The sequence below is a fragment of the Pantoea sp. X-Soil-MYKO-1785 genome, from assembly GCF_059730675.1.
In genome coordinates this window covers 454,288-478,622 of the sequence record NZ_AP036001.1, presented here as the reverse complement: position 1 = coordinate 478,622, position 24,335 = coordinate 454,288, and the positions used below count along the sequence as shown (strand labels likewise).

General features: G+C 54.5%; 28 protein-coding genes. 18 read left to right on the top strand and 10 right to left on the bottom strand.

The genetic code is table 11. The features are described 5' to 3' along the window. Positions 1–87 precede the first annotated feature (87 nt). The 4 genes from AC6I8D_RS22205 (at position 88) to AC6I8D_RS22190 (ending at position 1,769) form a co-directional block, all read left to right on the top strand. Complete coding sequence (locus AC6I8D_RS22205; RefSeq protein WP_233988720.1) at positions 88–780, top strand: hydrolase; 693 nt, start codon at positions 88–90, stop codon at positions 778–780. Between the two features lie 61 nt (positions 781–841). Next, positions 842–1,072, top strand: a complete 231-nt coding sequence (locus tag AC6I8D_RS22200) for a DUF1427 family protein (protein ID WP_497820960.1) — start codon at positions 842–844, stop codon at positions 1,070–1,072. Then, a complete protein-coding gene (locus tag AC6I8D_RS22195; protein ID WP_312055675.1) occupies positions 1,069–1,323 on the top strand; it encodes a XapX domain-containing protein in 255 nt (84 codons plus the stop codon). The genes AC6I8D_RS22200 and AC6I8D_RS22195 overlap by 4 nt, the downstream gene beginning before the upstream one ends. 41 nt (positions 1,324–1,364) lie before the next feature. After that, the gene (locus AC6I8D_RS22190) at positions 1,365–1,769 is read left to right on the top strand and encodes a response regulator transcription factor (RefSeq protein WP_312055676.1); all 405 of its coding nucleotides are present in this window, start codon (positions 1,365–1,367) and stop codon (positions 1,767–1,769) included. Positions 1,770–1,896: 127 nt separating this feature from the next. Here the strand turns inward: AC6I8D_RS22190 and AC6I8D_RS22185 are convergent, their stop codons facing one another. Continuing rightward, positions 1,897–2,517 carry a response regulator transcription factor gene (locus AC6I8D_RS22185; RefSeq protein ID WP_312055677.1) on the bottom strand — a complete coding sequence of 207 codons (621 nt, stop codon included), beginning with the start codon at positions 2,515–2,517 and terminating at the stop codon, positions 1,897–1,899. Between the two features lie 849 nt (positions 2,518–3,366). Here AC6I8D_RS22185 and AC6I8D_RS22180 point away from each other — a divergent pair. From AC6I8D_RS22180 to AC6I8D_RS22170, 3 genes are all read left to right on the top strand, one after another. Beyond that, the gene (locus tag AC6I8D_RS22180) at positions 3,367–3,870 is read left to right on the top strand and encodes a helix-turn-helix domain-containing protein (RefSeq protein ID WP_312757517.1); all 504 of its coding nucleotides are present in this window, start codon (positions 3,367–3,369) and stop codon (positions 3,868–3,870) included. A gap of 326 nt (positions 3,871–4,196) precedes the next feature. After that, positions 4,197–7,169: a formate dehydrogenase subunit alpha gene (fdhF, locus tag AC6I8D_RS22175; RefSeq protein ID WP_497820959.1), complete on the top strand. Its 2,973-nt coding sequence runs from the start codon at positions 4,197–4,199 to the stop codon at positions 7,167–7,169. Next, positions 7,169–7,654, top strand: coding sequence for a helical membrane plugin domain-containing protein (locus AC6I8D_RS22170; RefSeq protein ID WP_312055680.1), 486 nt, complete (start codon positions 7,169–7,171; stop codon positions 7,652–7,654). Before fdhF ends, AC6I8D_RS22170 begins: the two co-directional genes overlap by 1 nt. 37 nt (positions 7,655–7,691) lie before the next feature. Here AC6I8D_RS22170 and AC6I8D_RS22165 read toward each other — a convergent pair whose 3' ends face one another. Together AC6I8D_RS22165 and AC6I8D_RS22160 are read right to left on the bottom strand one after the other, a co-directional pair. After that, positions 7,692–8,096, bottom strand: a complete 405-nt coding sequence (locus AC6I8D_RS22165; RefSeq protein ID WP_497820958.1) for a GFA family protein — start codon at positions 8,094–8,096, stop codon at positions 7,692–7,694. A 98-nt stretch (positions 8,097–8,194) separates the two neighbouring features. Further along, on the bottom strand, positions 8,195–8,965 hold the full coding sequence (locus AC6I8D_RS22160; protein ID WP_497820957.1) for a DeoR/GlpR family DNA-binding transcription regulator: 771 nt from the start codon (positions 8,963–8,965) through the stop codon (positions 8,195–8,197). A 141-nt stretch (positions 8,966–9,106) separates the two neighbouring features. On the opposite strand from AC6I8D_RS22160, the gene AC6I8D_RS22155 reads away from it, so the two are divergent. Together AC6I8D_RS22155 and AC6I8D_RS22150 are read left to right on the top strand one after the other, a co-directional pair. After that, entirely contained in the window at positions 9,107–10,270 is a 1,164-nt protein-coding gene (locus AC6I8D_RS22155; protein ID WP_497820956.1) for an MFS transporter, read from the top strand. Beyond that, positions 10,267–10,653 (top strand): VOC family protein, encoded by a 387-nt coding sequence (locus tag AC6I8D_RS22150; protein WP_497820955.1) that lies wholly within the window; start codon positions 10,267–10,269, stop codon positions 10,651–10,653. Before AC6I8D_RS22155 ends, AC6I8D_RS22150 begins: the two co-directional genes overlap by 4 nt. A gap of 55 nt (positions 10,654–10,708) precedes the next feature. Here AC6I8D_RS22150 and AC6I8D_RS22145 read toward each other — a convergent pair whose 3' ends face one another. Genes AC6I8D_RS22145 through AC6I8D_RS22130 form a run of 4 tightly spaced genes read right to left on the bottom strand, consistent with a single transcriptional unit; the run spans position 10,709 to position 13,776 of the window. Further along, entirely contained in the window at positions 10,709–11,353 is a 645-nt protein-coding gene (locus AC6I8D_RS22145; protein ID WP_497820954.1) for an NrsF family protein, read from the bottom strand. After that, a complete protein-coding gene (locus AC6I8D_RS22140; RefSeq protein ID WP_312055686.1) occupies positions 11,340–11,891 on the bottom strand; it encodes a sigma-70 family RNA polymerase sigma factor in 552 nt (183 codons plus the stop codon). Before AC6I8D_RS22140 ends, AC6I8D_RS22145 begins: the two co-directional genes overlap by 14 nt. A gap of 58 nt (positions 11,892–11,949) precedes the next feature. Then, positions 11,950–13,188 (bottom strand): protein-disulfide reductase DsbD family protein, encoded by a 1,239-nt coding sequence (locus tag AC6I8D_RS22135; protein ID WP_497820953.1) that lies wholly within the window; start codon positions 13,186–13,188, stop codon positions 11,950–11,952. Positions 13,189–13,212: 24 nt separating this feature from the next. Beyond that, entirely contained in the window at positions 13,213–13,776 is a 564-nt protein-coding gene (locus AC6I8D_RS22130; protein WP_497821064.1) for a peroxiredoxin, read from the bottom strand. Positions 13,777–14,181: 405 nt separating this feature from the next. Here AC6I8D_RS22130 and AC6I8D_RS22125 point away from each other — a divergent pair, with 405 nt between their 5' ends. The 4 genes from AC6I8D_RS22125 (at position 14,182) to AC6I8D_RS22110 (ending at position 17,819) form a co-directional block, all read left to right on the top strand. Further along, positions 14,182–15,390, top strand: coding sequence for an aldose 1-epimerase family protein (locus tag AC6I8D_RS22125; RefSeq protein WP_497820952.1), 1,209 nt, complete (start codon positions 14,182–14,184; stop codon positions 15,388–15,390). 143 nt (positions 15,391–15,533) lie between these two features. Continuing rightward, a complete protein-coding gene (locus AC6I8D_RS22120) occupies positions 15,534–15,878 on the top strand; it encodes a cupin domain-containing protein (protein ID WP_312757499.1) in 345 nt (114 codons plus the stop codon). 205 nt (positions 15,879–16,083) lie between these two features. Next, positions 16,084–17,136: an ABC transporter substrate-binding protein gene (locus AC6I8D_RS22115; RefSeq protein ID WP_497820951.1), complete on the top strand. Its 1,053-nt coding sequence runs from the start codon at positions 16,084–16,086 to the stop codon at positions 17,134–17,136. After that, a complete protein-coding gene (locus tag AC6I8D_RS22110) occupies positions 17,136–17,819 on the top strand; it encodes a molybdate ABC transporter substrate-binding protein (RefSeq protein WP_497820950.1) in 684 nt (227 codons plus the stop codon). The genes AC6I8D_RS22115 and AC6I8D_RS22110 overlap by 1 nt, the downstream gene beginning before the upstream one ends. Before the next feature lie 31 nt (positions 17,820–17,850). Here the strand turns inward: AC6I8D_RS22110 and AC6I8D_RS22105 are convergent, their stop codons facing one another. Further along, entirely contained in the window at positions 17,851–18,243 is a 393-nt protein-coding gene (locus AC6I8D_RS22105; RefSeq protein WP_312055691.1) for a cupin domain-containing protein, read from the bottom strand. Between the two features lie 304 nt (positions 18,244–18,547). Between AC6I8D_RS22105 and AC6I8D_RS22100 the strand changes: the two genes are divergently transcribed. Next, positions 18,548–19,345 (top strand): MetQ/NlpA family ABC transporter substrate-binding protein, encoded by a 798-nt coding sequence (locus AC6I8D_RS22100; RefSeq protein WP_312055692.1) that lies wholly within the window; start codon positions 18,548–18,550, stop codon positions 19,343–19,345. A 135-nt stretch (positions 19,346–19,480) separates the two neighbouring features. Here AC6I8D_RS22100 and AC6I8D_RS22095 read toward each other — a convergent pair whose 3' ends face one another. Continuing rightward, positions 19,481–20,188, bottom strand: coding sequence for a phage antirepressor KilAC domain-containing protein (locus AC6I8D_RS22095; protein ID WP_312757493.1), 708 nt, complete (start codon positions 20,186–20,188; stop codon positions 19,481–19,483). A gap of 586 nt (positions 20,189–20,774) precedes the next feature. Here AC6I8D_RS22095 and AC6I8D_RS22090 point away from each other — a divergent pair. Both AC6I8D_RS22090 and AC6I8D_RS22085 read left to right on the top strand, forming a co-directional pair. Further along, positions 20,775–21,209 (top strand): 6,7-dimethyl-8-ribityllumazine synthase, encoded by a 435-nt coding sequence (locus AC6I8D_RS22090; RefSeq protein WP_312055694.1) that lies wholly within the window; start codon positions 20,775–20,777, stop codon positions 21,207–21,209. A gap of 151 nt (positions 21,210–21,360) precedes the next feature. After that, complete coding sequence (locus AC6I8D_RS22085; RefSeq protein ID WP_312055717.1) at positions 21,361–21,834, top strand: nuclear transport factor 2 family protein; 474 nt, start codon at positions 21,361–21,363, stop codon at positions 21,832–21,834. A 145-nt stretch (positions 21,835–21,979) separates the two neighbouring features. Here the strand turns inward: AC6I8D_RS22085 and AC6I8D_RS22080 are convergent, their stop codons facing one another. Continuing rightward, positions 21,980–22,375: a hypothetical protein gene (locus tag AC6I8D_RS22080; protein WP_312055695.1), complete on the bottom strand. Its 396-nt coding sequence runs from the start codon at positions 22,373–22,375 to the stop codon at positions 21,980–21,982. Positions 22,376–22,737: 362 nt separating this feature from the next. Here AC6I8D_RS22080 and AC6I8D_RS22075 point away from each other — a divergent pair, with 362 nt between their 5' ends. Together AC6I8D_RS22075 and AC6I8D_RS22070 are read left to right on the top strand one after the other, a co-directional pair. After that, entirely contained in the window at positions 22,738–23,517 is a 780-nt protein-coding gene (locus AC6I8D_RS22075; protein WP_312055696.1) for a MerR family transcriptional regulator, read from the top strand. Between the two features lie 131 nt (positions 23,518–23,648). Continuing rightward, entirely contained in the window at positions 23,649–24,038 is a 390-nt protein-coding gene (locus AC6I8D_RS22070; protein ID WP_312055697.1) for a DUF1090 domain-containing protein, read from the top strand. The last annotated feature ends 297 nt before the right edge of the window (positions 24,039–24,335 follow it).

Genomic DNA, 24,335 nt, shown 5'->3' with positions numbered 1-24,335 from the left:
AAAGCCTGCATTTACGCGTTCTGGCTGTTCATTTTGCTCCGTTACGGTTTACGGAAATCCAGTTACTTAACCTCTATGGGTGAACACATGTCCAACGCTAAGCTTGAAGTCCTGACGCCACACAATAGCCAGATCATTTTCATCGACCAGCAGCCGCAGATGGCGTTTGGCGTGCAGTCAATCGATCGTCAGGTCCTGAAAAACAACACCGTTGCGCTGGCGAAAGCGGCCAAAGTTTTCAACATTCCCACCATCATCACCACCGTAGAAACCGAAAGCTTTTCGGGTCACACCTATCCGGAGCTGCTGGATGTATTTCCCGGTCAGGACATTTTAGAGCGCACCTCGATGAACTCCTGGGATGACCAGAAAGTGCGTGATGCGCTGGCGGCCAACGGTAAGAAAAAAGTGGTGGTTTCCGGTCTGTGGACCGAAGTGTGTAACAACAGCTTTGCGCTGTGCGCGATGCTGGAAGGGGATTATGAGATCTATATGGTGGCTGATGCGTCAGGCGGCACCACCAAAGAGGCACATGACTATGCCATGCAACGCATGATTCAGGCCGGTGTGGTTCCGGTTACCTGGCAGCAGGTGATGCTGGAGTGGCAGCGTGACTGGGCTAACCGCGATACCTATGACGCGGTAATGAACATCGCCAAAGAGCATTCTGGTGCTTACGGCATTGGCGTGGATTACGCCTACACCATGGTGCATAAAGCGCCATCACGTCAGAAGAGCGAGCACCGCACGCTGGCGCCTGTTCACGCGCCTGTACGCTAAGTTGCAGCCTGCTGATCGGCATCTGATGCCGGTCAGCACCGCCGCAGAACAGGAGCCTGATATGTTTCCTCTTATTATTTCACTCGGCGCAGGCGTGCTGATCGGCTTGCTGTATGCGCTGCTCAATGTCCGGTCGCCCGCACCGCCAGCGATTGCGCTGGTCGGCCTGCTGGGCATGTTGCTGGGCGGCGCGTTGATGCATGCCTGGCTGCCCACGGCCAGACCGGCGACCGCGCTGCTGCAGCCGGCCGATCCAGCCACTCTCACTTCACATCAGGTAAGCCGATCATGATGAAATCGTACGCTGTTTCGCTGATTGTCGGGCTGCTCGCCGGGATAGTCTATGCCCTGATCGATGTGAATTCCCCGGCACCGCCGGTGATTGCGCTGGTGGGGCTGTTTGGCATGCTGGTGGGTGAGCAGTTGATTCCGCTGGGAAAACGCTTAATCCGTCGACAGCCAGTGACGCTGGCGTGGTTCCGCCACGAATGTGTACCCAAAATCAGTGGTACACCGCCGCCGGGCGGCGATAAAGCACCCTAAGTCCTTTGCCAGGCAGGTAAGGACTTTCAGAGGATAACTGCATGACGCTGTCACAGCGTATTGTCATTGTTGATGATGAACGCTCAGTCCGCAGTGGACTGAGCAATTTGCTGCATTCTGACGGCTACACCACACGACTATTCGAGTCGGGCGAGGCGTTACTGGCAGATGACAATGCGCTTTCTGAGGTGAGCATGTTGATCATTGACGTCGGACTCAAAGGGATGAGCGGTTTTGAGCTGTTCACGCTGCTGAAACAGCGACCCGCTTTGCCACCGGTGATTTTCATCTCAGCCGATCTGGAAGAGACCACTCTGTGGTACGCCATTGCGCTGGGTGCGCTCACATTTTTTCGCAAGCCGATCGATGTTGATGCCTTTCTGCATCTGATACGCAGTGAGTTGTCTGACGACGAGGGCAGCCGCACCAGCCTGACCGATGGCTAGCTGGCGACTGCCGCAGGGAATAACCTGGCCGCGTGCAGTCGCCGGGTGGGTGATCGTTTTGCATCATGCAAGCCAGGGTGAGGCTGGATCGGGCAACCTTATTGATCCTACCGGTTACCCGGCAGCCTCAGCGGCGTCGGGTGTTGGCGATATTCAGCCGTTCCGCTGCCCGCACCAGATCGGATAACGATCGGGCATTCATCTTCTCCATCACCCGCCGCTTATGCACTTTGGCGGTAATCTCACTGACGCCCATCTCTGCGGCAATCTGTTTATTCAGCAGCCCGCTGATCGCCAGCAACATGACTTCACTTTCACGGGGGGTCAGCGTCTGATGGCGCAGGGTCATCTCACGTTTCTCCTGCGAGGTCGCCATATTCTGTTCCGCAATGCGCATGGCTTCTGACACCGCCTGCAGAATACGGTCAGGATCAACCGGTTTGGTCAGGAACTCATAGGCGCCGGTTTTCATCGCCCGCACCGTAACAGGAATGGTGCCAAAGCCGGTTAAGAAGATGGTGGGGATGGTGTAACCGCGATCAATCAACACCTGAGCGACTTCAAACCCATCCGCGCCCGGCATATTAATATCCAGAATCAGGCAGCAGGGAAGCGGGGCGAAGTCGTGCGCCAGGAAATCATCAGCGGAAGAAAAAGAAATAACCTCGTAATTGTCGGAACTGAGCAGATTACTCAGGGCTGTCGTTACCGCAGCGTCGTCATCAACGATATATACGATGTGATTCATAGAGATCTCATTCCAGCCAGCAGTTGAGAGAAGTATCAAACCTGGGTGGTGTAAAGTGATCAGCAGTTATTTCACTCTTAGCCTGTCAGCCACAGAAAACCACCGGTGTTTACAGAATCTTATCATAACAATTTTCATTATCATCTATAAATTACATCCTTTATAAGATACGGATAAATTATTGAAAATAATGGTTAAATGATGAGCTAAGTGGCGACCGATGGCGCGATGAAACAATGTTTCAGTCGCCGTGTAACGGGCTTCAAAGCGGATTATTTCTGTCATCTTTACGTCATTTTTTGTTGTCAGATAAATCCACAGTTGAATAGTGCAACTAGCCAGCGGAAATAATCCATAATGCTGTTAAGCGTAATAAGGCGATCGGCCCAGGCAGTAAACAGAGCATTGTGACAAAAAGATTCTGCCCGGACGTAATTACTTTTTATTATGTCTGGCATCTCAGTGGCAGCCGCTTTTTTATCGCAGGATAAAAACAGGGCCAGCAATTCTTAGTATTCATCATCCCGGGTGAAAAAGGGCGGATGATGGTTAGCGCCGGGTGACGAAAGCCAGTACTACATCGCCGGGAATCATTATCCTGCTGAGAGAATTCTTTATCGCTGCCGTCTGGCGGCAACCGACGTTACTGCTCATAGTTACAACATACTAATTAATGCCCTCTTGCCCAGCCTCTGCTCCGCAGCAGCAGGTGGCTTTAAAGGCGTTGGTGCCGCCTTAACCTATCCGTTTGTATAACTATCCATCTGCGACGCTGAGCGGAATAATCGTCACTGCTTCAGCCGGACAGCATGCCGGTTGCGATTCAGTCACTTTCAGCGCGGAGGGCCTATGTGTGAGGAGCTAAGCAGACAGGCAACATTGCCTGCGACGGGCAGCAGTAGCGTCAGGGCGATGGACGCCGTGGTCAGCGATATTCTGCCGTGGATTGAACAAAACCTGTTTGATGAACGGGTGCGGGTGAAAACCATCACCAGCAAAAGCGGTTACGGTCACTGGCATTTTCAGCGCGCCTTCCGCGACCGCACCGGCTATAACCTCGGCGAATATATCCGTCTGCGCCGGGTGATGCGCGCGGCGGTGGCAGTAATCGCCACCAATAAGGGGCTGCTGGATATTGCGGTGGAAAACGGTTTTAGCAGCCAGCAGAATTTCACCCGCACCTTTCGTAAATACCTCACTTTGACGCCCGGCGCGTTTCGCAATCGATATGGTCACGATCTGGCCGCCTGTGAGCGTTACCTGTCTGAACGGCTTAATCCCGACACCGCGCCCTGGCTGCGGCTGGCGCTGGCGTCACAGCAATATGGTTCCCCTCTGTTCTGTGCCGCCTGAAGGGGGTTCAGGATAAATGCCAGTCGAGCCGTGCTGCTGTGACGGCAGCGCTGCACTGAAAGGCTCGCGGGCAGGCTATTCCTCCACTGTGTTAAGCAATAACTCTAATCAAAAGAAACAGCTGCGTCGGTGGCGGCTGTCGGCTTTTCCCGCGCGGTAAAAAGTCATTACATTTTAAAACGTTTTACGATTCAGAGAGTAACCGCAACAAGCGTAGCGGTTTCCGTGGCGCAGCTGTTAATCCTCACTAAGCTGAAGAGTCAACCCTATAAATACAGGGATATTTTTCGGCTGGAAGCTATTCGCAATCTCTTCATGAGGCTTATATGAGCGGAGCACATTGCACCATTATTTTTAATGGTGAACGGTTAACCGGGTTAGCTGATCAACCCTTGATTGATTTTCTTGATGCGCAGGGAAAAAAACTGCCCCATGTCTGTTATCACCCGGCCCTGGCACCGTTACAGAGTTGTGATGTGTGCTGGGTCGATGCCAATGGCGAGCGGGTGCGCGGTTGTACCTTACGTACCCATGACGGATTAGAGGTGCAGAGTGAAGGCGCTGCGCTGGAAGTGGCACAGCAAGAGGGGATGGATCGGTTGCTTAACCGCCACGAACTCTACTGCACGGTCTGTGAACACAATACCGGTGACTGCACTTTACATAATGCTGTAGCGGATATGCATATTCCGATTCAGTACTATCCACATCAGCCTAAGCCGTACGCTAAAGATCACTCCAATCCGTTTTATACCTACGATCCTGACCAGTGCATTTTATGTGGCCGCTGCGTGGAGGCCTGCCAGAACGTTGAGGTCAATGAAACGCTGTCGATAGACTACACCCAGGCGCATCCGCGGGTGCTGTGGGATGGCGGCACCGAGATTGCCGGCTCAAGCTGCGTCAGTTGTGGACACTGTGTCACGGTCTGCCCGTGTAACGCGCTGCTGGAAAAAACCATGCAGCCGGATGCAGGACCGTTCACCGCGATGGATGAAGGACTGAAACGTCCGCTGATCGATTTCGTCAAAACGCTGGAAAACAGTATCGGCATGGAACCGATCACCGGCGTGTCAAAAATCGATGTGGCACTGCGCCAGGCCGAAATCAAACGCACCAAAACCGTCTGCACCTATTGCGGCGTGGGCTGCAGTTTTGAGATCTGGACCCGCGATCGCCACATTCTGAAAGTTCAACCGGTGGCGGATGCACCGGCAAACGGCATCTCAACCTGCGTGAAAGGTAAGTTTGGCTGGGACTTCGTCAATAGCCCGCAGCGTCTGACCACGCCGCTGATTCGTGAGAATGGCCGCTTCCGGCCCGCCAGCTGGGACGAAGCGCTGCAGCGCGTCGCCGACGGTTTACGCCGGGTTGCCCGGCAGTATGGCGGCGATGCGATTGGATTTATTGGCTCAAGTAAAGCCAGCAATGAAGAAGCTTATCTGACACAGAAGATTGCCCGACTGATTTTTGGCACCAACAACGTTGATAACTCCTCGCGCTATTGTCAGAACCCGGCGACTGAAGGGCTGTTTCGCACCGTCGGCTACGGCGGCGATGCCGGCACTATTCGCGATCTGCAGCAGACTGAACTGATCATTATTGTCGGCAGCAATCTGGCCGAGAACCATCCGGTTATCGCCTCGCACATTAAACAGAGCCACAAACATCAGGGTCAGAAACTGCTGGTCGTTGACCCGCGTCGTCATGAAATGGCCGAGCGTGCCGATCGCTATCTGCGCATCCGGCCCGGCACCGACCTGGTATGGGCGTCGGCGATGGCGAAATATATGTTTGATCACGGCTATGCCGATCGGGCATTTCTGGCACAGCGGGTCAATCAGGTGGAAGAATACCGTGAATCGCTTGCCCCCTTTACCCTGGCGTTTGCCAGCGAAACCTGCGGTCTGAGTGAGGAAGAGCTGACAGCGGCAGCCGAGATGATCGGCCAGGCAGGCAGCGCCTGTATTCTGTGGGCGATGGGCATTACCCAGCACAGCCACGGCGCGGACACCAGCACCGCATTATCCAACCTGCTGCTGGTGACCGGCAATTACGGCCGACCCGGTACCGGCGGCTATCCGATGCGCGGCCATAATAACGTGCAGGGTGCCAGTGACTTCGGTTGCCTGAGTAATGTTTATCCGGGCTATGAAAAAGTCAGCGATGCTGCGGTACGGGAAAAATGGGCGCGCGCCTGGGGCGTCGATCCTGAAGCGCTGTCCGATCAGCCGGGCGCGGATAACTTCAAGATGGTGCAGCACGCCCATGAAGGCAAACTGCGCGCCATGTATATCACCGGCGAAGAAACCGCGTTTTCCGATGCGGATTCCACCAACGTGCATGAAGCCTTCAGTAATCTGGAATTCATGGTGGTGCAGGATATCTTTATGAGCCGCACCGCAGAGTTCGCCGACGTGGTATTACCGGGCTGCCCGAGCGTGGAGAAAGAGGGCACCTTCGTCAATACCGAGCGGCGCATCCAGCATTTCTCGCCTGCCATGGCTCCGCTTGGCGACAGCCGGCCGGACTGGCAAATTTTCACCGATCTGGCCGCGCGGCTGGGGCATCCGTGGTATTACCCGAATCCGGGCGCCATTATGGCTGAAGCCGCCGGCATCGCGGAGATCTTCGCTGGCGTCAGCTACGAGCAACTGGTGGGCTGGCAGTCGCAAATCTGGCCGGTGAACGCCAGCGGTGAAAGTACACCGCTTCTTTATACCGAACAGTTTCACTTCCCGGACGGCAAAGCGCGGCTCTACCCCTTACGCTGGCAGCCGCCGGCCGAGCAGGAAGATGCCGAATATAACCTGCTGCTCAACAATGGCCGGATGCTGGAGCATTTCCAGTCCACCAACCAGACCGGGCAGGGCGGCCGTTTTATGTCGCTGTCGCCGAATGCGTTTGTGGAGATCTCGCCACAGCTGGCCGCCGAGCGCGGTCTGACCGAAGGCGAGTGGGTTCGCATTTCCTCCCGGCGCGGCTCGCTGGAGGTGCCGGTAGTGATCACCGATCGGGTGGCCGGTAACGTACTGTTTATGCCGATCCACCACGGAAAGGATGGCGTCAATACCCTGACCGGCGAACATCATGATCCGGACGTAAACACGCCAGCCTATAAAGAGGTGGCGGTCAATATGAAGCGAGTGGAACGGCGCATCCAGCCGAATCCCATTCCGTTACACAATTTTCGTTATGGCAAACGCACGCCGCTGGATCACCTGCCGGTGGAACAGAAATGGCAGCAGCAGGGCTATCGCGAACCGCCCGAACACGTTGAAAAACCGGAGAAATTCTGATGGCAGAAAGGATGAAATATCAGGTTACGCCGACCCGTACTGAGCAGACCGCCAGAGAAGCGATGGATGAGTTAATCGAAAGTCTGCATCAGCACGGATTTTTGCGACTGGCGAACGATCTGGTGAAATCAAACAGCGAGATTGGCAAGATTCTGGTGTCAGGTCTCAATCAGCCTGGCACCCAGAGCGCGCTGCAAAATCTTTCACTGTTGATGATGACGCTGGGTAGCGTTCCGCCGGAGCGGTTTAACCACCTGCTGCTCGCCCTGCGCGATGCGGCGATGGCGATTAAACCGGCCAGGGAAGAAGCCAATAGCGGCAAAGCCGCGCCGGGCATTCGCGGCATTATCCGGCTGCTGAATGATGATGAACTGTGGCGAGGTCTGAGTCCGGTTTTATCAGCCCTCAAGGTTTTCTCGCGGCAAATCGACGGTGAAGAGCAAAAGCCGATTACGCGCTTCAGCGGCAAGAGCAGTCTGGACTAATCCGCCACAGAGGGTGCGCGAACGCACCCTCTGTGATTCAGGCCGGTTTATAGATCAGATGCCCGGCGACGCCGCCCGCGCCGCCATCTTTGGGATGATTGATGCCATCACTGACCGGTACATCGGTAAAATCAAACGGTGAAACGCCCGCCAGGCAGGCAACGTTGACGCCATACTGATCGGGCTGGGAACGGCTCTGATGGAAGGTGTAAATGCCGCAGACTGAACAGAAGTAGTGGCCGACCTGCTTGCTGTTAAAGCGGTATTCGGTGAGCTGCTCTTTGCCGCGCGTCACGTCTATCTGGCTGGCAAATACCACCACCGCACCCCGCATCCGGCAGAACGAACAGTTACAGCGCCGTACCGTGTTGAATCCATCTTTCAGCGTCACGCTGAACGCCACTGCACCACAATGGCATTGTGCCGACATCTCATTTTGCATCGCGATCTCCTGGATAAGTGCGTATCGGCGGGCGTCATATCGTCAGCCGCGTTTACGCCGTCACCACAGTGTAGCGCGGTAAAATGGCGCGCTGTGGATTAAACGGTAATCAGCGTCAGGTCATGCGCCCCGAAGGCACTCAGCAAGGCTTTATCCAGTTTTTTCTCCACCACCAGCAGTGAAAGCGCCTGACATTCCGCGATTTTGAACCGGGCCACCGCAGGGATTTTTTCGGCAGTCAGGCCGACAATCACCTGATTACTCTGCTCAATCGCCACTTTTTTAAATTCGCAATCGGCATAGTCAAAACCGGTCAGTCCGGCTTCCGGGCTCATTGCACAGCCACCGATAAACGCCTGGTCGAATAGCATGCCACGCAGCTGTTGAATGGCAGTTTGCCCGACGCAGCCGCCAGTGCTTTTTTGCATCTGCCCGCCCAGCATGATCACCTCTGCGCGCGGATGCGCTAATAGCACCGCCGCAATATCAGGTGCATTGGTCACCACGGTTAACGTGAGATCCGCTGGCAGGGCTTGCGCCAGCGCCAGGTTAGTGGTGCCGGCATCAATAAAAATACAGCTGTTGCTGTTGATCAGGCTGGCGCAGTGCTGCGCGATCAAGGCTTTTCCTGCATGATCCTGCTGTTTTCGATCGTTAAAACTGCCTGCATCCGGCAGCGGCAATACTGCGCCACCATAAACCTTTTTACAAAAGCCCTCTTTACTGAGCTCATGTAAATCCCGGCGGATAGTGTGTTCCGAGACCGCCATCTGGCGTGCCAGATCCGCGCAGACCACGCGTCCGGTCTGCTGCAAAATCTCACGGATCAGCGCTTGTCGCTGCTGCGGGAAAACTGCATAATCGAGCATTAATACTCCTGAATAATCACAATCGAGCTATAGTGAGCATCATCACGCCGCCGCTGACTGCTGTCAATAGGGTCAGAGGCGGGCAGGCTTTGATCAGGGCAGATGGCTGGCCTCTGGCATTCATTTTTAAAAAGGATCGGTATGGCGCTTCGCGAAACTGCAGTATCTCCGACGCTGGCAACGCGGGTTGTTTTTTTTCTTGCCGGTTTTGTTACCGCAGCCTGGGCAGTGATTGTCCCGTTTGCGCGTGCCAATACCGGTGTCAATGAAGCGGTGCTGGGAACGCTACTGCTGTGTCTGGGGATGGGCGCGCTGATCGCCATGCCGGTCACCGGCTTGCTGACCAGCCGGTTCGGCTGCCGCCGGGTGATTCTGGTGGCGATTGGGTTGATTATTATCAGTACGCCCTGGCTGTCGGTGCTGAACGATCCGCTGTGGCTGGCGCTGGCGCTGCTGGTGTTTGGCGTCGGTATCGGCGTCACCGATTGCGCTATGAACATTCAGGCGATTCTGGTGGAGAAGCAGTCTCCGGTGCCGTTAATGTCCGGTTTCCATGGGATGTACAGCGTTGGCGGGATTGCAGGCGCGGGACTCATGACGTTATTGCTGGCGATGGGGTTAAGCGTGCTGGTCAGCTGCTTACTGGTGGTTGCAGCGGTGGTGCTAATGACGCTCTACAGCGCGGCCGGACTGCTGAGCTATGCTAACCCTTCTGAAGGTCCCGCCTTTGCGATACCGCGCGGTAGCGTCCTGATTATTGGTATTATTTGTTTCGCGGTGTTCCTGACCGAGGGCACGGTGCTCGACTGGAGTGCGGTCTATCTGACCGATGTCCGGGCTATTCCGGAAGCGCTGGGCGGGCTGGGCTATACCTTTTTCGCGGTGGCAATGACGGCGGCGCGCCTGACCGGCGACCGCATTATTTTGTCGCTGGGACGCTTTCCGGTGGTGCTGGGCGGTGCGTTAATTGCTGCCGCAGGCCTGGCAATCGTAACCTTTATCAGCTCCTGGCCACTGGCGTTACTGGGTTATGCCCTGGTGGGCGCGGGCTGTGCCAATATCGTCCCGGTGATGTTTTCCGCCGCAGGGCAGCAGACGGTGATGCCACAGTCCATCGCGGTACCGGCGATCACCACGCTTGGCTATATGGGCGTCCTGAGTGGTCCCGCCGTGATTGGCTATGTGGCGCATTTTACCCATCTGTCGTTCGCCTTCTCGCTGATTATTCTGCTGATGCTGGTTGTTGGTGCGATCTCAATGACGCTGGACCTGGGACAAAAAACAGCGAAGGGGAGTAACGCATGAAGATTTCCCACGTCGCGCTGTGGACCCGCGATCCAGAGGCGCAGCGCGCTTTCTGGCAGGTGATGTTTGGTGCCGAAAGTAATCAGCGTTATCTCAGTAAAAACCGTCCCGGCTTCGCCTCTTATTTTATGCGGCTGCGCGAAGGGGCGACAATCGAACTGATTACGCTGCCCGAACTGGACGCAGGGCAGACCGGCCGGGAAATAACGGGCTGGGCGCATATCGCTATTGCGGTAGGTAATGAGCAACAGGTGGATGAGATGGCGGCTCGCGCGGCTGACAGTGGCATATTAATCGCGCCGCCGCGCCGGACCGGCGATGGTTTCTATGAGGCGATTATCCGCGATCCTGACGGTAATCTGATTGAGCTGGTTGCGGAATAGTCTGGCGTTTATCCCGGCAGAAGTGCGCCGCCTCACCGGCGGCGACGTGGGTGTATCAGGCCTGGCCTAACCGCACCCAGCGCCGTCCTGCCAGTACCGTGATGGCAACAATCGTGAACCCGGCTGCGAGATGCATCAGAAAATCGATCATATGCAGCTGGGTATCATGACACAGCGACAGCAACATCGAAGCGCTGAATGCGCTGCCGCAGCCGGCCAGCGCCAGACTTTTCCCCGGATGTAGTGAGCGGGTGCGTTGCAGCGCAATCACCGACAGCAGCATCATCGGCAGGCTGGCGGACAGCATAAACAGATAGCAGTGTATGCCTTCGCCAAAGCGGCCCGCGCCCGCAGGCGGTCGTGATGAGGACATGTTAAGCAGATTGAGCGTCAGCCATATGCCAGCCAGCAGCAACAGCCAGCCCATGCCGGACACTTTTCTTCCGGCAATACTCAGGGTAAATGCCGCAGCGAGGCTGCTGCCAGCAATGATCAGCGATAGCAGCAGCGCGATCAGCGCGATCGTCGCATCAGGCTGTGACCAGTCGGTCAGCCGGGTATGAAACGCCCAACTGCTCAGCGCGCCGCAGGGCAACGCCGCGGCTATCCAGCCGGTGACGCGCCAGGGTGTCGGCCAGACACGGCGCACCGGCTGAGCGGACTGGCTCAGTCGATCAATAAACGGGTCATGATTTCTCATGATTGCTTCCATATTTTCGTAGGTTAAGCATGGCTCGATGCAGCAGGGATTTGACCGCTGATACCGACTGGTTGGTTTCGGCGGCCGCCTGCGCCAGACTTTGCTCTCGCAGATGGACCGATTCGACAATTTCGCGCTGTCGCAGCGGCAGCGTACCCAGATAACCGGTGAGTTCATCTGACGCCGTGGCGCTATCAGCACTGTCGGCCGGCTGCTGAATCAGCGCATCCTCATCCTGTACTTCCTGACGGCGACCGCGCTGACGTAGCGCATCTATCGCCCTGGCGGAAGAGATCGCCGCCACCCAGGGCAAAATCGGTCGACGAGGATCGTAGGTATGTCGTACCCGATGAATCGCCAGCAGGGTCTCCTGAATCACATCTTCGACCAGCGTAGCGTCACTGATTTTTTTGCACACTAAAGCGCGGATGGCCGGAACCATCGCTTTTAACAACTGGTTATAGGCGTCTCTGTCGCCTTGCTGCGCGCGGGCCATCAGCTGTGGCCACAGCCGCGCGCGGTTGTCAGTTTCTGGCATTCATCATCAGCAGATTAACCGTCTGGCGGGCTGCCACGGTGTCGATTCATCATGGGATTCACGTTTTCTTTCCGTTCTCCGTTGCCTGCTCAAGAGCTGAAATGACGATACCCGGCGTCAGCACCTGCGGCAATACCACCGGCTTACCGCCGTTGGCGGGATAGACTACATACAGCGGCAGACCACCCCGACCAAAGTCACTCAGCGCCTGTTCAACATCAGGATTATATTTGGTTGAGTCCGCCACCATGTAAATAGTACTGGTGCGTGCCATCGCTGCTTTAACCGCCTGCGTCGACAGCGAGGTACGATCGTTGACCTGACAGGAAATACACCACGACGCGGTAAAGTTAACCAGAATCGGTTTGCCCTGGCCTTTAATGGCGTCAACATTCTGTGGCGACCAGGCTACGGCTGCGGCGGCCTGCGAGGCTTCTTCGTTTTGCGGTGCCGCAGCAAAGCTGTTCAGGTTGAGTAGTGGCGGAGCCACTAACGCCAGGAAAAAGACGGTCGCGAGGTGCAGCGCCCAGTGACGCCGACCCAGCATACGGCGTTTCTGCGCCATGCCATACAGCCATGCAGCAAAACTGAATAACAGACAGCAGGCGAGGATTGCCGCCAGCGCTGCCGATCCCGCCTGACGTTCCAGCACCCAGATTAACCAGCCAACAGCGCCCAGCATTGGAAAAGCCAGACCTTGTTTAAGGGTGATCATCCAGCCGCCGGGGGCCGGTAAGATCCGAGCCAGCAGCGGGAAAAACGAGATCAGGGTAAAGGGCGCGGCAAAACCCAGCGCCAGCGCGATAAAAATCACCAGGCTGACCAGCGGCGGCTGGGTCAGGGCGTAACCGACAGCGCTGGCCATAAAGGGCGCGCTGCACGGCGTGGCGACTATAATCGCCAGCGCACCGGTCAGTGCCGATCCCATCAGACCACCACGGTCACTGCCTACGCCACCAACCCGTTGTACTGACAGCCCGACCTCAAACAAACCGAGCAGATTCAGTGCTGAACCGAGCATCACCAGTATCAACACGGCGATTACCAGCGGTGACTGCAACTGGAATCCCCAACCGACCGAAGCACCGCCGGCACGCGCCAGCAGCAGCACAGCGCTGAGTGCAACCATGGTCACTACCACGCCGAGCAGAAACGCCAGCCCTTCCATACGGGCATGAGCCGGTTTGTCGTGGTGGCGGATCAGGCTCAGCGCTTTCAATGAGATAACCGGAAACACGCAGGGCATTAAGTTGAGAATAATACCGCCCAGAAAGGCGGCCGCGAGGGCAGTCAGCATGATAAACCTACTCGAAAAATGGAATTAAGCCGGATTGGCCTGACGATATTTTTTCACTGCGTCCATCGCTTTCTGGATATGGGCATCAGGATTTTTATCGGTGTAGCTGAGCAAAATCTTGCCATCAGGCGCAATAACGTAGGAGGTACGGTCAGAGAGCTTCTGGCCCTTCATCTCCATGGTGCTTTTATATTCGGCTGCCACTTTCGCACCAGGATCGGCTGCAACGGTGAATTTATCGCGGCATTCCAGCTGCGAAAATTTGGCAATCTGATCGGTATTGCCCGCAGTCACGCCAATCACTGTCGCACCCTGTTGTTTAAATTCATCGGTTGCTTCAGCAAAGTCGTGCGCTTCCAGCGTGCAGCCAGCACTGAAGGCCGCCGGGAAGAAGTAGAGCACCACCGGACCTTTCTGCAACGCCTGCTGCAATGAGAAGGTAGTGGCTTTACCTGCCAGCGCGGCTTCCAGCTTAAAATCCGGCGCTTTTTCACCGACCTGCAGAGCGGCGAAGGCAGAACTGACCGGCACGCTCAGCGCCATCAGGGTGGCAACAGCCAGAGTTTTCAGGGATTTTTTCATTGGCATCATTCTCTCTCCATTAACAGGCAGGCGGTGTCGCCTGGTGACCTTATGAACAGGTTCGCTGGTCAGCCAAAAAAGTTGCGCGCCAGGATAATTATTTTTTCTTTTTTATCAGGTGGCGAAAAGCGGCAGAGCAAAATGAAATATCGCTGAAGCAATGGACGCAGCGCGACGGAATAATGGCGAGTAGCGGATTCATCGCTGAATCGTATAAAGCTAACAGCCGTCTGGTTCACGTAACCGGATGTAACTCGACATTTGATCCCATGCTTTTGTGATTTAACGCGCATTAATGAAGCAAATATCCGCGCTTTTTTCAGCAGGTGAGGCGTGTCACGTTTCTTCAGGCGTTAAATCCCTAGATTTGCCTTAAATCAAGGTAAACCGATTCAGCAAAAGGGATAAAAAATGAAGATTAAACTGGCGTTAACGGTACTTGCGATGGTGGTTTCTGGCTCTGCTACGGCAAAAAGCTGGGTGCTGACCAGTGCTGAACAGGGCACGGATAAAGGAAACTGGCAGATTTCCAGCAGTGAGCTGAAGCTGTCAGGCAAACCGTTCAGCATTGAGCAGAAGGTATTGCACGGCGGTAAGCAGGAAGGTAGTAAAATTCTGGTGATCCGTAGTCAGGACGGCCTTACCATCACCCTGAGTCCGACTCGCGGTATGAACATATTGCGGGTTGAAGGCTTTGGCAGCCGGATGGGCTGGGATTCACCGGTGAAAGAGGTGGTAAACCCGGCGTTTATCAATCTGGAGAGCCGCAACGGGCTGGGCTGGCTGGAAGGTTTCAATGAGATGATGGTGCGCTGCGGTTATGAATGGACCGGCCACCCGGTGACCGCCGACGGTAAAATTTATACGCTGCACGGTAAAGCCGGTAATACGCCGGTTTCACAGCTGGAAGTGGAGGTGGCTGACGCTGCGCCGCATGAAATTCGCATTCGCGGCTTAATTAAAGAAAGCACCTTTAAAAAAGCCGACTTGCAGACCCAGACCGAACTGCGCTACGTGCCCGGCAGCAACAGCTTCAGCCTGCATGACGTGTTAACCAATCAGGGCGACTACCCGCACGATTATCAGATTATTTATCACAGCAACTTTGGCACACCGATCCTGGAAGAGGGGGCGCGCTTCCTCGCGCCAATGTCCGGCATCAGCCCGTTTAACGACTATGCCAAAGCTGGCCTGAAAACCTGGCAAACCTATCAGGGGCCAACTAAAGATTTCGATGAGATGGTGTTTAACGTCAAACCGCTCGCTGATGATAATCATCAGTCAGTGGCTGCGGTGGTGAATAAAGCCGGTAACAGTGGTGCGTCGATCCAGTTTGATACCCGCCAGTTACCGGTGCTGTCGCTGTGGAAAAATACCGACACGCTGAAACAGGGCTATGTGACCGGCATTGAACCCGGCACCAGCTATGCCTATCCGGTTACCATTGAACGTGAACAAAAACGCGTTAAGCAATTACAACCCGGTGCCAGTACCGCTTTTGATCTGACTTATACCTTGCTGCATAACAGTGAACAGGTAAAAGACGTTGAGCAACGGATCAAAACTATTCAGGGCGAGACGAAAATTGATGTAAATGAGACGCCAATCGCCAAAGAGTAACCGGTAAGATAACAATCCCGCTTACGTCAGTTGCCGTTGCGGGATTTTTTTCTGCTGATAATCTGAACTATTCATCAGCTAGCGTGGGCTGCCGCGTTGAGCAAATAATAGCAGATTCTTTTATAGCGGAATTCGAGGGCGTAATGATTTCAAAAGAGAATGCAGAGCACTATCAATGGGGAGATGGCTGCGATGGATGGTATCTGCTGAAGCGTCAGGATATGCTGATTATTCACGAGAAAATGCCGGCCGACACGCAGGAAAATCGTCATTTCCATTCGCTCTCACGTCAGTTTTTCCTGGTGCTCGACGGCGTGCTGACCATGGAACTTGAGGGTGAAAAGCATCAGATTGCCGCAAGGCAGGGAATCGAAATCCCGCCACAGGCAAAGCATCAGGCGCGAAACGAATCTGATAGTGCAGTTGAGTTCATCGTCATTTCTCATCCATCGACGCGCGGTGACCGCTCTGATGTGGCGGAGCAATAAAGCAAAGAGCAGCAGGGGTTAGGTGCGAGAGTCTGACTCTCTGTGTGAGAGCGTTAATTTAACATAAGATAGATTATACGCACTTAATAAGGACTCCTTATTTGTCCTGATTGCCGGTCCCAACACCAGAATAGGCTGATTTGCATCAGGACCTTTTGCCGCAAGCGCTGTATAATTCATTGCATATCGAAAATCAGGGGACATTATGATTAAGCGAGTTTTACCGTTACTGATGGCAGGTTTACTGATAGTTTTTCCGCTCACCTCGCAGGCATCGCGACAGATTATCGATCAGCTTGGCCGTCAGGTCCCGATTCCCGATCGTGTTGATCGCGTGGTGGTGCTTCAGCATCAGACGCTGAATCTGCTGGTGCAGATGAATGCGACCGATAAAATCGTCGGTGTGATGGCAAACTGGAAGCAGCAGCTTGGTGACAGCTATGCCCGGCTGGCGCCGACGCTGAGCCAGAAAGCGGCGCTGGGCGATCTCACCCATGTCGACCCTGAAAAATTGGTGGCGCTACATCCGCAGGTGGTGTTTGTGACCAATTACGCGCCACAGGCGATGATCGACAGCATCAGCGCGCTGGGCATCCCGGTGGTGGCTATCTCACTGCGCCACGATCCGGCGGGCGAAAAAGCAAAAATGAACCCGACTCTGGCCGATGAAGAAACCGCCTACGACAGCGGGCTACGCGAGGGTATTACCCTTATCGGTCAGATTGTGAATAAACCGGCTGAGGCGAAAGCGCTGATTGAAGCCACCGATCGGGGCCGTAAAATGGTCAGTGACCGCCTGAAGGCAATTCCGGCCAACCAACGCGTTCGCGCCTATATGGCGAACCCGCAGCTGACCACCTATGGCTCGGGCAAATATACCGGTCTGATGATGGCGCACGCGGGTGCCGTCAACGTGGCGGCGGCAACCGTGACCGGATTTAAAACCGTCTCAATGGAACAGGTGATCGCCTGGGATCCTGAGGTGATTTTTGTCCAGGATCGTTATCCGTCGGTGGTCGCTGAAATCCAGCACTCACCGCAGTGGCAGACCATTTCGGCGGTGAAAAACCATCGGGTCTATCTGATGCCGGATTACGCCAAAGCCTGGGGCTATCCGATGCCGGAAGCGATGGGTATTGGTGAACTGTGGATGGCTAAAAAACTCTATCCGGCGAAGTTTCAGGATGTGGATATGCGCAAACTGGCGAACGACTGGTATCAGCGCTTCTATCGAACCTCCTGGCAGGGCAACGACTGATGCGCGTGCTGGCGGCTGGTAGCCTGAAAAGCGTCTGGCCGGCGCTGATGGCCTACTTTCCGCACTCAGTCGACAGCCTGTTTGGCCCGGCCGGACTGCTACGCGAACGTATTGAAGCGGGAGAACCCTGCGATCTGTTTGCCTCCGCCAATATGGCGCATCCGCAGAGCTTGCTGGATAACGGGCAGGCGCTGTCGGTGATTGCGTTTGCCAGCAATACGCTCTGCCTGACGGTGCGAAACGAGGTGCTGCAAGCCGATGACGACTGGTTCACCCTGCTCACCCGTAATCAACTGCGGCTGGCAACGTCAACGGCGGGCACCGATCCTTCAGGCGACTATACCCAGGCGCTTTTTAGCCGGATGAGCCCGGCTGGCGAGGCGGTTCGTCAGCGTGCAATGCCACTGGTCGGTGGACGTGATTCTGTACCGGTGCCGGACGGCAGGCTGGCGGCGGAATGGCTGCTTAGGGAAAACCGGGCGGATCTGTTTATTGGCTATTCCAGCTATCAGACCGCCCTGCGCCAGGTTGACGGGCTGACAGTGATTGATATCCCGGCAGCGTATAACCCGCGCGTGGCCTATGGTTGTGCGGTCATCACGCCCGAGGCAGAGCGGCTGGCGCAATTTTTAGTATCGGCACAGGCAAAAGCCGTATTGCGTCAGGCCGGATTTGGCGATTAGCCGCATCGCTCAGCGCCCTGCCGTTTAAGCCTTAAAACTCTTCCGGTTCACCCGGCAGTGGCTCCGTCAGCTGCTGCCCTTTCACTCCGGCGTAAGTGATTACCAGTTCGGCCGGTTGATCGAGGGTAAAACCCCGATGCGCGCTGTTAACCGTTTCATTCAGCGCTTCTCCGGCCTTAAAGGTTTGCTGTTCGCCACTCTGTTTATCTTCAACGATTAAGGTACCGGACAGGACAAACGCCGCATTAGGCATCGGATGGGTATGCCAGGGTAAAGAGGTGTTGGCAGGCAGTGACAGCCGCATCACCGTCAGTTCGGGCTGGCCTGCCGGGTAACATTCAATCTCCTCACCGTTCCAGGCCTGACTGCTGCGCATAACTTCGACCGCGTTAATCCCGGAAGCGTTGTTATCCTGTTTTGACATGGTAAATCCCTGTTATTAATTTAACTGTGAGCAAACCTGTCTGGTCTGCTTAGCGGGATAAGCATAGAAGAAAGTCGCCATTTCGGCGCATCTGCTTTATGTAGCATGTCATCGCTACCCCAGGAAGAATATCGCACGCCCCCCGCCCGTAATAGTTCTCTGAATTATCAGCGTTGGGTTTGTTGCGTTTACTTTATGAGCAATACTGGCGTTTGTGGTTATAAGATATATCCGTCAGTCAGTACGCATCATAACGATTCTGTATTATCTTTGATGGCATCTATTACCTAAGGGATATCCGATAATGAAAGGTCTGTTCACGGCGTTACTCGCCAGTTCTGTTTTATTATTATCCGCCTGCAATCAGGATGACGACAACAAAGTAAAAGTGGCGATTAATACCGGGCCGGATGAAGCGATCTGGCAGGTAGTACAGCAGGTAGCGAAAGAGAAATATAAGCTGGATGTGGAAGTGCTTAACTTCAACGACTACGTGTTGCCTAATGAAGCGCTGAATAATAAAGAAGTCGATGCAAATGCCTTCCAGAGCCTGCCTTACCTGGAAGATCAATCCAAAGAACGTGGCTACAAATTTGCCGTGGTCGGTAAGACCTTTGTTTTCCCGATTGCTGGCTACTCGCACAAAATCAAAAATATCAGTGAGCTTCAGGATGGCGCAACGATCACCATCTCTAACGAAGCGACCACGCTCGGACGTAGCCTGTTACTGCTGCAAGCCCAGGGCCTGATAAAGCTTAAAGAGGGTGTCGGCTATTTACCGACCTCACTGGATATTACTGAGAATCCAAAACATCTGAAACTGGTTGAAGTTGATACGCCGCAGCTGACGCGCACGCTGGACGATCCAAACGTCACTCTGTCGATTATCAATACCAACTTCTCGGCGCAGGCTGGATTATCAGCGCACCGTGACGGCTTATTTATGGAAAGTGCAGCCTCTCCTTATGTCAACGCCCTGGTCTCACGCGAAGATAATAAAGACAGTGATAAAATTCAGAAGCTGAAATCGGCGCTGCAGTCACCTGAAGTAGCGGCCAAGGCTGAAGAAGTTTATAAAGGCGATGCCATCAAAGGCTGGTAATTAACCTTACGCCTGAATGTTGAGAGGCCGCACAGTGTTGCGGCCTTTTTTTATGCACGGACTTCAGGCGTACATGCAATGATAACGGGATATTTCTCTGCTTTATTCCAGTGCATCATTTCAGCAACGCCGCGGTCAGGCGGCGGCGCCTTTTGGCTGCGCTGAAACATGCCCGGCCCACAGGCTGGCAATCCATTTCACCCCTTTTGAGGTAAAACGTGCCTGGGAGAAGGCGTGCTGGTTTTCACCTACACCGGAGTGCAGCGTGAAATAACCGGCCTGCAGATGGTAATTCTGTGGTGTCAGCGTCCCTTTCGCACGATACATAATGTTGCGTTCCAGCAGGAACTGCCGGAAATCCGGCTCTTTGACCTTTAGCATTTTGCACAACTGACGAAAACCCAGCGAATCTTCAACCTCAACAAAGCTATCAAAGAAAGCCGCTTTTGGGGCAGAAAGCGCCAGCTGCTGCTCTGCCGCCTGCCGCTGTTCAAACTGCTCAGCCCAGGCGCGCGCGGCTTCCGCTGGATTGGTGAAATCGGGCAGATGCGTGGTTCTTTCGCGATCCTGCCAGCGATCGAGCACTTCAGCGGTGAAGCCTGGCGACAGGCGCGCCACGGCCAGCAGCGAATCACGTTTGTTCAGCCGGTACTCCTGACGCACTTCCCCTTCCCGCTCATAATCATTGACGATTATCGGTTGCGACAGGCGCTGGGCGGTTTCCAGACTTTTAATTAACCGCTTAACTTCTCCATGCGTGATGCCGGTCATCTGTGCCAGTTCACGGCTGCTCATTGTGACCGATTGTTCCAGTGATTTGAGGCTTTCAGTCGAAATCATCATGGGTTAACCCCTCACTAACTCTACCAATACCCAGCGGGCAGTAGATTTATTATACAAACACCTGTTCAAATATCCAGTATTTTATTTGAGCAATTGCGTAACCGGAACTCATTACGCAAAACGGCAGTTGCAGAAGGATTTTTACCGGGGAGAGAGCGGTTTCGCCAGAGTGAGGTTTAACGTTGCCGCTGTAGGGGTGAAGCGAAAAGCAGTGAAGATTCTGTCACGGTATGGCGGTGAGGACGTCAAGGCTATATAGGCTTCGCGGCATTGCCTGCATTAGTCTCGCGCGGTTCAGCCTGAAACACAGTATGATCAATAAAGTCGGTCACAGATTCTTTACATTACAGTATAGTAGTGGCGGTCGGGATCACTTTTCGCCGCGGCTGAACGCCCTGCTTACTGACTTATTCAGGACCACGAGACGTGTCCTGACTGGCGTTTCAGGGCGCGCCAATCTACTGACTGCCCGATCGCCGCCGTTTGATTGATTGATGCGGCCATCCGGGCAAAACACATTGATTCGGGGCACAGGCGCTTCATTTGAGCCGTCAGCCTGCCGATGTCACTTTAACTGGAGTAAGTTATGCAGCCGTTGAAAGTCGCCTTTATAAAAGCAAACTGGCATAGCGAAATCGTTTCTCAGGCCCAGAGCGGATTCGAACAGGAACTGGAAAGTCGCGGAACGCCCTATGAAATTAAAACCTGGGATGTTCCAGGCGCCTTTGAAATGCCGCTGCTGGCGCAACGTCTGGCTCAGACCGGCAAATTCGACGCGGTGGTCTGTGCCGCACTGGTTGTCGATGGCGGTATCTATCGCCATGATTTTGTCGCGCAGGCGGTTGTCAGCGGCCTGATGCAGGCTCAGCTGGCCACTAACGTGCCGATCTTCTCGGTGTCGTTAACGCCGCATAACTTCCAGCCGGCCCCGGAGTTTATTGATTTCTACACTGAACACTTCGTGAAGAAAGGCAAAGAAGCTGCCCGCGCTGTCAGCCAGATTCATGCGATCGCACTCTGATTACTCAAACCGGCGATTTACTGAAATTAGCGGCTGAGGGTGATGCCACTCTCAGCCAGCCATCCGGCTAAAACTATCCGATAAATCGCTGTGCTGCGAACGGCGCAGCCGCGACGGCTCTGGCTGCCGCAGCCTGATTAAGGAGAAGATGATGGAGAAGCCTCGCCCGCCCTTGCCACCCTTTACCCTGGCCGAACAGGCTATCGAAAAGGTTCGTCTGGCAGAAGATGGCTGGAACAGCCGGGATGCTGAACGGGTTTCGCTGGCCTATACCGTCGACAGCCAGTGGCGTAATCGCGACACCTTTATTACCGGTCGCGCGGAGATAGTCGCTTTTCTGCAGCAGAAATGGCTGCGGGAGCAGCAATACCGGCTGATTAAAGAGCTGTGGAGCTTTCACCATAACCGCATTGCGGTGCGGTTCGCCTATGAATGGCATGATGCCCGTCACCAGTGGTATCGATCTTACGGCAATGAGAACTGGGCTTTCAACGACAATGGCCTAATGATGCAGCGTCACGCCAGCATTAATGACCTGCCCATCACTGAAAACCAGCGACTGTTTCACTGGCCGCAGGGCCGCCGTCCCGATGACCATCCTTCACTCAGCGAACTTAACCTGTAGTAACGCTGGCCTGTAGTAACTATGTATTACCTATGTAGTCCCTATCTGGTACCCGTGTAGTGCCTGTGCCGCACCCGAATTTATGGCGGCACGACTGCACCCAGCGAGGCTTTCCGCTGGGCGAGCGCTGTCATCAATGGTGCGCTTAACCCTGTTCGTCAGGATTTTCGACAAATGATGCTTTATTACGGGTGACCGTATAAGCCACTTTCTTGACGTCGTCAGGTGACGTTGTCACTTCAATCGGGGCAATGGTAACCCGACCAAGGCCGAACAGCGTTGGTACATATCCGCCAACCTGATGTTTGCCTGCCGGAACATGCAGCAGCATACTTTCGCCATTGGGTAACGGGCCGGCATCTTTACCGTCCACCGTCAGAAAAACGTTGGACCCATCGTCGGCACGGGTTTTGATGTGTGAGACATCGATCTGCGTCGGGCCAGCAGCAAATTCACTGGGCGCATCGTTAACGGCGTGGCGGGCACAACCGGTGAGTACAACGGCAGCCGTCACGGCGGCGAGTGTAAAACGATAAGGCATCTGGCACTCTTTCTCCTGGTCATTTGAGCCGCCTATTTTAACGGTTTGCCTGAAGGATGTAACCGGCTGACGGGTCGGTATGCTCTTAAAAATCGGCTGATTAGCAGCTTAATAGTGCTGTTTTAGCGTAAATAAATTTTACTGAATAAATACACAGCTTTTCATTCGGCAGATACCTGATCATATAACCACCTGATCAGCCAGTAATTAACCGATTTTACTCAGCCGTTAAGCGCAGCGTCACGCCGCTATGCTGCTGTTTGAACGCAGTTTGCCCTCTATCAATTTCTCGTTATGAGGTTCATAGTGGCGGTTCATCCCCGGATAATACCGGCGGCCTTCCCCTCATCAGAGGGCACGATATGTATTCTCTTACTACTGAAACAGTCTGCGCAATGACGGGCACGCATCCAGCGAATCTGAAAAGCTGGATGAAACAGGGCCTGTTATCACCGCAGACAACTCAGGATCAATGGAGCGACGCGCAGTTAAGCGAAGTCCGAAGTCTGGTTGCCTTAACCGCAACCGGCGCGACGCTACAGGAAATTAAACAGGGACAGGCGAGCGACTCTGCTATCTCCACCGCGGGCTGGACAGCACGTAAAGGCGATATGCTGTGGCAACTCGAATTTGGTACCCCATTGTCGTTGTCGCGCCAGATGCACAAGATGTCGAGCGACTACAGCGGCGATGATTTTATCTTTAATCTGTTACGTCCGCTCAGCGACTGGCTGCGAGCCGATCGTCGTCAGGGTGCGGTACGACGGCTGGGACGTTTCCAGCAGTCGGTGCAACAGCAGGCTGACAAGGTGATGCGTGCGGCATCACGCAGTGAAAGCAATATTCCGCTCTTTCTGGAAGCGGTCAGCGTACGCGATGAAACCGAAATCTGGCTGGAAGCGATTCGGCTGTCGGCGATGGGCTTCAACGTTGATGTCGCCTCGCACACCACCGGTGAGCCGGCGGCGAAAACCGATTTACATCAGCATCATGTGATGTGGTGTGGTGCAGGTATCAGCCAGACGATGCAGGACTATTTTGAACAGCAGCGTCAGGCGGGCGAGCCGGTGATGCTGAGCGGTCCCGATCGTAATCTGCATTATGTTGGTATTCTCCAGAGCAAAACCTCTTCGGCTGCCTGACTGCAGGCAGCATTTTCCCCGGTTCCCCCTCCCTGTTCTCCGCCTGCTGGCAAATATTTCTTTTGGTTAAGAATCTCTTAAGATGGCTGCGTATACTGACGCCACCACACAGACTCATTGACGAGACGATAATGAAAAAAATATTGCTTACCCTCAGCTTCTGCCTGTTGCCTGCCACCTTTACCGTTGCTCAGGCAGCCAGTGACCTGACCGGTTGTGCCGCCAAAAAGCAGGAGATTGAAACCCAGCTCTCCTATGCTCGCCAGCACAATAATACTCACCAGGTTGCCGGTCTTGAAAAAGCGCTGAGCGAAGTTAACGCCCACTGCACTGACAGCGGTCTGTTGCAGCAGCGACAGCAGAAAGTGGCTGAGAAAAAGCAAAAGGTGCAGGAGCGGCAACAGGAACTGGCCAAAGCGCAGGCTGAAGGGCGCAGCGCCAGTAAAATTGAAAAGCGTCAACAGAAATTGGCTGAAGCCCGTCAGGAACTGCAGGAAGCGGAACAGGCCCTGCATCAATAATCTGGCGAGAGCCAGCCACACAGGCTGGCTCATCCCTGCATGCTTTGACTTCCGGTTATTTTCCCCCCCGACCCGATCGCCAACGCTAATTGTCTGAATAGACTGCACTATCCCGCCTTAATCTATTACTTAATCTCATCCTTTGATTACTTATTCTCATGCACTTAATTGGTGCAGCAAAGTCAATATGGCGATGATCAATTATTTAACTTTTTGAACGCCTTCAAAGATCTGAAAAATGGCGATATTTCCCTTTCTATGCAGCCACTATGCGCTCCCTGCGCATGATTATTCGCC